This window comes from Microseira wollei NIES-4236 (genome assembly GCF_020521235.1).
Classification (GTDB): domain Bacteria; phylum Cyanobacteriota; class Cyanobacteriia; order Cyanobacteriales; family Aerosakkonemataceae; genus Microseira; species Microseira wollei.
Genome location: NZ_BLAY01000144.1, coordinates 19,534 through 27,131, shown reverse-complemented (window position 1 = coordinate 27,131; position 7,598 = coordinate 19,534). Strand labels below are relative to the sequence as shown.

The window sequence follows — 7,598 nt, the reverse complement described above, 5'->3', positions numbered from 1 at the left end:
TTGGCGTTGGGAACCAGCGCTACTGCCCAAGGAGGCAATGTAAGACCAAAACCGTATGGTCGCAAGTCCACTACGGTCAAGGCTGTTGCTGATGAATTGGGAAGCCCGCGCTCTATCGCTTTGCGATCAGCGTCGGGTAGTTCACATAGCAGTAAGACCGATAGGTTATGCTGGAGTCGCTTTTCTAGCGAGCAAGCAGCAGCATTATGCACAGTATCCTCACCGGGGCGTTGAGTATCGAACAGATAACGGTTGCGATCGCCGATTTACCCCCATCCTTAGCAGGCACAACATTAGTACAACTATCTGATTTCCACTACGATGGTCTGCGATTGTCTGATGACTTGCTAGAACAAGCGATACAAGCTAGCAATCAAGCAAAACCAGATCTAGTTCTACTCACCGGCGACTACGTCACCGATGACCCAAAACCGATTCACCGCCTAGTGCCGCGACTCAAAAACCTGCAAAGTCGCGCTGGAATCTATGCCGTCTTAGGCAACCACGACTACTATTATCGCCACTCAAAAGCAGAAGTTACCAACGCTTTGAGTAGCATCGGCATCTCTGTCCTTTGCAATCAAGTCGCTTACCCCTTGGGAGAAAGATTAGCATTGGTAGGAATCGCCGATAAGTGGTCAAAAGAATTTTTACCCGCGACGGTAATGGATAAACTAGATCCAAATATTCCTCGCATCGTATTATCCCACAATCCCGATACCGCCCAGATATTGAGGGCTTGGCGCGTCGATTTGCAACTTTCCGGACATACCCACGGCGGTCAAATCTGGCTTCCCGGACTAGGGCCTGCGGTGCATTATATGCGAAATCTCAAAATAATTCTCCGCTACATTCCCCAACCACTGCGGCGAATCCTGCCATTTAATCTCGGCACTTGTTTACAAGTTGTTCGCCATTGGGAATGGGTGCAAGGACTGCATAGAGTTGGCACAAACCTACTCTACGTCAATCGAGGTTTGGGAACCTATCTACCCGGACGCCTGTTTTGTCCCCCAGAAGTTACGGTAATTCGGCTAATTGCTAATCCCTAATGGCTAATGGCTAATTGCTAATTGCTAATTGCTAATTGCTAGCTTTATTTAACGATTACCCATTACCCATCCTAAAACTTTAAACCCGCCCATCTACTTTAGGAAAGACTGAGTAGACTTAGGCGGGTTTTACTTCGAGGTGAAACGAACAATAAGAAGCTAATTCCAAATAAAGCAGCGATTTAACTCAACTAAGGTGGACTTGACGCGCAACTTTCGCTTTCCGACTTTTTTCTCACCTCCGTCGATTCAGACAGTTACTCTGGAGCGTTCAAAAACACTAGTTCAAAAACACTATGCCGAACGCTATATCCCTTTTACGATGAAGCTTGAACCGAGCGTTAGTTGCGTTGGATTTAGAGCGGGTAGGCACAGGCTTAAATCCAGGAGTTTTGGTTGAATATCTTTTTCATTTGTGCCTTATGTTTTTTAATTTAGCACCTTCTTTTTTGCAAAACAATCACTATTTACTAAACTTTATAATCTTTTAACTTTTTCAAAATAACCAAGTGTTTGTTAATATTCTTGACAATTTATCCCAAATATGAATGGGGGTTCATAGTAGTTTTTACCTACAGGACTTAGGCAAAAAAACAAAGGGCGATCCGAAAAATCGTGGGTTTGGGAATCAGAGATATGCCTCCCTTCCGCACTCGCGTTCGACGGTCGAAACCGGGTTTCTAGGCTCGTGGTGCGTAAGTCCTGACTTGGAGACAAACGACAAAACTTACCGATGCGTCCCTACCCGCGTTGGTGCAACAAAAGATCGATCAATTAATGAGATGGCTCAAGGCAATAAAACCCTCCAAGTGGCAGGTCCGACAATGCCATCGGGGGGAAGCCGAAATTTTTCTTGAGCGGCTTTGACAGCAATTTCGGTTGCTTCGCCAAAAATACCGTCTACCGGGCCGCGGAAAAACCCGGTGGCTTGCAGTCGCGTTTGCAACCAAAACACGGCAGGGCCGCGCGTTCCTACTCTCAAAACGGGTAAATTGCTGATGGCAGGTTGTGGGGTACTTGCCGCCGCCTGGTTGTTGGTTGCTGGTTGATTGGTAGGGGAGGACGGTTCAGAAGCCGCATTTGAAGGGGTTGCGGCAGATGGGGAGGGTGACGGCGGTGAGGGTTGGGGGAACAGTCGCTGCCAAGTAGCAGCGCCAACAATTCCGTCGGCGGTGATACCAGCGGCGCGTTGAAATTGAGTCACTGCGAGCGCTGTACTCTCACGATACACTCCATCAACCGTGCCCGTATAATACCCCAACAGTTTCAGAACTGCTTGCAATTCCGATACAGCCGCTCCCTCACTCCCCGTTCTCAGTATCGGTCTTGTGCCGCTAGTGACAGGCGCAGTCTGGGCAATACCCTGAGGCACGTAAAAAGTAAAAAGTAAAAAGGTAAAAGAAAAACACCACTGCCACAACCGAGTTGCTTTCTTTTGTCTGTTGTCTGCGTTATTGTTCCCAAGCAGGGGCAAGAAATGCTTTTTACTTCTTAGTAAACTCAAGATACTACCTCCAATCCACGAGCATAACTCCTCGATCAGAGTTTACCGTTTGCTTGGATTGATCTCCCACCTGCTCACACAGGCGAGACGCCTGTGCTACCCTGCTCAGCTGGCCCGACTACAGATAGATAAGGCTCGATAAAATAGCGGCAGGCGACGGCTTGAGCTTCCTCAAGGGTAACGGCGGCGACGGTATGGGTGAATTTGTCGTCAAACTCGATTCCCAAGCCGATAATTTCGTACCAGCCTAAAACTTGGGCAATTTGGGCGTTGGTTTGCTTACCTAAAGCATACTGACCCAACAGTTTATTTTTAGCCGCTTGCAGTTCTTGGGCACTTAAAATAGTTTGGCAGAGGCGATCGACTTCGGCGCGCAGACTAACGATCGCGATCGCCGTATTTTCCGGCGCCGTTCCCATATAAACTACAAAGTGGGACTCATCTAAGCGCGTGGGGTAAAACGCCGACACTTCATAAGCCAAGCCGCGTTTTTCCCGCAATTCTACAAACAAGCGACTGGAAAGACCGTTCCCCAAGTAAGTATTGAGCAATTTCAGCGCTGCGTAGTCGGGACTTTTGACCGATGCGGCGAGATATCCCAACATCACAATCGATTGCTGAGTTTGCTGCTTGACGAAGCTGTTGCGGGGCGCGGGAGCGATCGCTGGTAGGGAGAGGACAGGTAAACTGGTTGACGGGGGTTCCCAGTCGCCCAAGACTTTTTCTACTAATGCGATCGCGCGCTCCGGTACAATGCGACCGACAATAGTAATCACCAGATTATCCGGGCGAAAGTAAGTGCCGTGATACCGTCGCAAATCCTCGCGACTCAGTTGCGATACCGTCGTTTCATCTCCCAAACTCGATAAAGCATAGGGATGATCTTGGTAAATAGCGTGGCGCAACTGTTCAAACGCGACGGTAAATGGCTGTTCTTGTTGCGAACGAATTGCCTGAATAGTCAAGCGGCGTTCTAATTCTACTTCTGATGCGGGGAACGTGGGATTTCGCAACAATTCGGCTGCCAATTCCAACATTTCTGGGAAATCTGCCGAAACTGTTTTCACGCTCATTAAGAAATAATCTGCGGTAGTATCTGCTCCTAAACTAGCGCCCAAAGACTCGACTTTTTCGGCAATTTCCGCTGCATCTAGTCCTGGGGTTCCCTTAGTCAGAACCGATGCTAACAGGTGAGACAACCCGGCTTTTTCTCTAGACTCGCACCGACTTCCAGCACCGACAAAAATCCGCGCTGCAATAATATCGGCGGCGGGATTTTCCACTGCGATAACTGTAATGCCATTCTTTAAAACGGTTCGCTGTAGCGTGCGGTTCAGTAGAGATTTTCTCTCCTGTTGATTCACGTAATTTTCCATTTTAACTCTCTGAAGATTGCAGATTTAAATTACTTCTAAAATCCCCAATCTGAAGATTGCAGATTGTAGCTCGCCGAGCTTTATTGAATTGCAAATCTGAAATCTGCCATCTCAAATTTGAAATTCTCAAAACGGTTTTAGGACAGTTACGGCATAGCGTTCTGGGGAAATATACTGCTGGATTAGTTGCTGAATATCCCAGGGCTGAAAACTTTGTATTTGGTAGGGATAAGTGACTGAAATTTCAGCAGAGGTAATCGTGTTGTAGTAGCCGTAGAGTCCTGCGAGTTGACAGGGGGCTTCGGTAGAAAAGGCGTAGTCATTGCACAGCAGGCGCTTGCACCGTGCTACTTCGGCTTCGGTTACGGGTTGGTTGTGCAACTCGAAGAGGCGTGAGCATATCAGCGCTTCCACTCTCTCGAGGTGTTGCGGTTCTAAATGTACGCCAATGGTAAACAAACTCGAATCTTGCTGAAGCGAAAAACTGCTGCTAATCCCATGCACCAATTGCAATTCTTCCCGCAACTCCTTGACTAAACGAGAAGCACGCCCTTCTGCTAACAATACCGAGATTAAGTCTAAACCGTAGGCATCGCGGATTTGATCGACCCCTGGACCAACCCAACCCATCATCAGGCGAGCATGTTCTAGCCTGGGTAAACACAGTTCTTGGCGGCGAATTTCTGTTATCGGCGGTTCGGCTTCTGCCTCAAACCGGGGACAATCAGATCGGGTCGTAAAATTCTGGAACGACTGATTCACCAGTTCTAATGCTGCGGTTTGACTCACTCCCCCCACCACCACCACGGTCATGTTTTCCGGTTGGTAGTGACAAGCGTGGAAGCGGCGCATGTCTTCTGGCGAGTGCTGCCAAAGTTTTTCTTCCGTTCCCAAAACGGGACGCCCGTAAGGATGACACTGGTAAACGCTCTCCAGCAGTGCTTGGAAACCCAACCAATCTGGATTATCGTAAGCACCGCGAATTTCTTCTAGGACTACATCCCGTTCCCGTTCAAATTCATCATCCGGGATCGATGCACCCAGCAGCAGTTCTGCTAAATAGGGCAGGGTATCTTCCAAGTAAGGGACGGCTGTGGTAATAAAGTAGTGGGCGTAATCGTGGCTGGTGGCGGCATTGGTCATTCCCCCCGTATTTTCTACCACTTGGTCAAATGCCCCTGGAGGCACTTTGTCAGTGCCTTTAAAGATCATGTGTTCGAGGAAATGAGCCATTCCAGACCAACGATCTGGTTCTCTGACAGCGCCCGCTTTTACCCATACATCCACTACCGCGACTGGTGTGGCGGGAATGTACTGGTGGATCATCGTTAATCCGTTATCCAGCTTAAATATATCGGCTGGGAAGGCTGTCACGGTTTGCCATTGCGATAAAACTTTGAGCTTCAAACCCTTGTGCAATAGAATTTCACTTATGGTAGCGCTTATTGTAAAGTTTATTCGGATCAATTTATACAAAATATGACAAAAAATCCCCTGTCTTTCGGACAGAGGATTTTGATTATTTTTGGTTTCCCGCAGCGCCGTTTTACCTCAGTTTATGACCTGGTTAAACCAGGTGGGTACGCTTGGCTTCTGTTTTAAGTTTCCGGGTACTTTCGCCCGGTCTACTGCAACTAAAGCATCTTGGTTCCCTTATTGTTCGAGCATAGATCAAAAAACGTTATTGGCAGTCACCAACGCTGTAGGAGAACCTGTATTCCATTATAGGGTGTCCTGGCATGGAAGGGGGAAATTGTTAGCGCGGGAAAACAATCGATCGGGGGCAGGTGAGCAGAGGGGCAGGTGGGCAGGTGGGCAGAGGGCAGGTGGGCAGAGGGGAATTTGAATGTACATTCTCCTTTGCTCACTTGCTCGCTTGCTCACCCGCTCACCCGCTCACTTGCTCACCTGCTCACCCAGCTTCAATTTTCCTCCCCGTACCAGATAGACTCGACTTGGCGAGAGAGTTCCAGCAGTTGGTCCCGTTGATTTGCCGATGGTTCGTCGAGCAAAACGGTGACGTGGCCTAGTTTGCGTCCGGGGCGAGATTCGGTTTTGCCGTACCAGTGGATGCGGGCGTTAGGGATCGCCGCGATTAATTGCCGTTTGAGGCTGTAGTATTCGGTTTGGGAATGCTCGTAACCGAGTAAATTCACCATGACAGCGGGTTTGAGCAAGTCTACCTCGCCCAGGGGCAGACCGCAGACGGCGCGCAGGTGCTGTTCAAATTGGGAGGTTTTGCAGGCATCGATGGTGTAGTGTCCGCTGTTGTGGGTGCGAGGCGAGATTTCGTTAACTATTACTTGACCTTCTGCGGTTAAAAATAGCTCGATGCCGAAGACGCCGACTGCTTGTAACTTATCTAGAATCTTGCGCGCGATCGCTTCTACCTCATCCTTGACAGCAGACGAGATATCAGCCGGAGCCAGCACTCGCCGACAAACTTGGTTTTCCTGTTGAGTTTCCACCACCGGATAAACCACAATCTCACCTTCTTGGGAACGAGCAGCAACAACCGCCAATTCCCGCTCAAAGGGAATAAATTGTTCTAAAATTGCGGGCGTTTGTCCCAATTGATCCAAAACATTCCAGAATTCTTCTTTTTCTTCCACGATAAAGATTCCCTGACCGTCATAACCCAGGCGTCGCACTTTTATGACAAGTCGCGGATCGGTGTCGGGTAGGGGTTCGGGAGGAGGTGGGGGAATAAAATCCTTCTCCTGTGCTTCCATTGCTGCGAGTTCTTCATCGGTATACCTTTCGTGTTCGGGAAGTGGTACTTGCTGGATAGCGACAAATCGCGGCACGGTTAGACCGAGATCCTGCAAGAAGCAGCGTTGGTCGTATTTATCTAATAATGGGACCATTGAGTCTAATTTGGGGCGAAACTCTACGCCAGACTCTTCTAGCAACCTTAACGCGCCCAGATTAATAAATTCATTTTCAAACGTAATCGCCTCGCAGCGACGTGCCAAATTGACGGTCGCCGAGGCGTCATCAACGGCAGCAAAGATTGTATCCGATGCAATAGACACTGCCGGATCGGTTTGATGGGGAGTTTGAATCACCAATTCAATTCCCAAGGACGAGGCGGCGTTCCCCATCATCCAAGCTAACTGTCCACCGCCTATTACACCTAAACGTTTTATCGACATCCCAAAGACTCGCGAGTTGCTACACCTGTTTTATAATTCACGCCGCTTGCTTTGGCACAAAGTTGTCTAATTTGAGTTGGGTCCAAAATTGCCTCACTGAAGTCAGCCCCGGCGATATTCGCACCGTCAAAGATCGACCCCAGCAAAATGGTTTCTGCCAAAACAGCATCGCTCAGATCGGCATCTGTAAAGTTTACCTGATCTACCAGCCCGTTGGTCAAATCCGCCCCGTGCAAATTGGCAGCCAGCAATATGGAAGCACTCAAAACCGCGCCCCGCAAGTCGGCGTTGCTAAAGTTCGCCCGTTCCAAATTCGCATTGGAAAACTCTGCCAATTGTAGCGTTTGACCGGAAAAATCGCGCCCCCGCAGTTGAGCGTTACTGAAGGACAGGGGTGGAGTATAGGGGTAAGCTTGTGCTGGAGATGGAAAGCAGCAGAGGATTAGCGCCAACAAGAATGCCGCCATCAGAAAGTTTAATTGTATTAAATCGCGCTCTTTCATCGATTGAT

7 protein-coding genes and 1 other RNA gene are annotated in these 7,598 nt (G+C 48.9%); 1 reads left to right on the top strand and 7 read right to left on the bottom strand.

Annotated features, from left to right (window positions below):
* Positions 1–212: hypothetical protein (locus MiSe_RS34990; protein ID WP_226588884.1), on the bottom strand; the 212-nt coding region annotated here is incomplete at its 3' end.
* On the opposite strand from MiSe_RS34990, the gene MiSe_RS34985 reads away from it, so the two are divergent.
* Positions 207–1,052: a metallophosphoesterase gene (locus tag MiSe_RS34985; RefSeq protein ID WP_226588881.1), complete on the top strand. Its 846-nt coding sequence runs from the start codon at positions 207–209 to the stop codon at positions 1,050–1,052. The genes MiSe_RS34990 and MiSe_RS34985 overlap by 6 nt on opposite strands.
* A 787-nt stretch (positions 1,053–1,839) precedes the next feature.
* On the opposite strand, the gene MiSe_RS34980 is transcribed toward MiSe_RS34985, so the two are convergent.
* From MiSe_RS34980 to MiSe_RS34955, 6 genes are all read right to left on the bottom strand, one after another.
* Complete coding sequence (locus MiSe_RS34980) at positions 1,840–2,556, bottom strand: peptidoglycan-binding domain-containing protein (RefSeq protein WP_226588879.1); 717 nt, start codon at positions 2,554–2,556, stop codon at positions 1,840–1,842.
* 74 nt (positions 2,557–2,630) lie between these two features.
* The gene (locus MiSe_RS34975) at positions 2,631–3,932 is read right to left on the bottom strand and encodes a M16 family metallopeptidase (protein WP_226588878.1); all 1,302 of its coding nucleotides are present in this window, start codon (positions 3,930–3,932) and stop codon (positions 2,631–2,633) included.
* 126 nt (positions 3,933–4,058) lie between these two features.
* Positions 4,059–5,258: a M16 family metallopeptidase gene (locus tag MiSe_RS34970; protein WP_226588885.1), complete on the bottom strand. Its 1,200-nt coding sequence runs from the start codon at positions 5,256–5,258 to the stop codon at positions 4,059–4,061.
* A 200-nt stretch (positions 5,259–5,458) separates the two neighbouring features.
* A non-coding RNA gene (gene ssrS / locus MiSe_RS34965) (6S RNA) lies at positions 5,459–5,644 on the bottom strand.
* Positions 5,645–5,854: 210 nt separating this feature from the next.
* On the bottom strand, positions 5,855–7,087 hold the full coding sequence (locus MiSe_RS34960; RefSeq protein WP_226588876.1) for a 5-(carboxyamino)imidazole ribonucleotide synthase: 1,233 nt from the start codon (positions 7,085–7,087) through the stop codon (positions 5,855–5,857).
* Positions 7,078–7,590, bottom strand: a complete 513-nt coding sequence (locus tag MiSe_RS34955) for a pentapeptide repeat-containing protein (RefSeq protein WP_226588874.1) — start codon at positions 7,588–7,590, stop codon at positions 7,078–7,080. The genes MiSe_RS34960 and MiSe_RS34955 overlap by 10 nt, the downstream gene beginning before the upstream one ends.
* Positions 7,591–7,598 lie beyond the last annotated feature (8 nt).

Coding starts and splice junctions, on each gene's coding strand:
- MiSe_RS34970 (WP_226588885.1), bottom strand. CDS start 5,258: ATGATCCACCAGTACATTCCCGCCACACCAGTCGCGGTAGTGGATGTA.
- MiSe_RS34960 (WP_226588876.1), bottom strand. CDS start 7,087: ATGTCGATAAAACGTTTAGGTGTAATAGGCGGTGGACAGTTAGCTTGG.
- MiSe_RS34985 (WP_226588881.1), top strand. CDS start 207: ATGCACAGTATCCTCACCGGGGCGTTGAGTATCGAACAGATAACGGTT.
- MiSe_RS34955 (WP_226588874.1), bottom strand. CDS start 7,590: ATGAAAGAGCGCGATTTAATACAATTAAACTTTCTGATGGCGGCATTC.
- MiSe_RS34975 (WP_226588878.1), bottom strand. CDS start 3,932: ATGGAAAATTACGTGAATCAACAGGAGAGAAAATCTCTACTGAACCGC.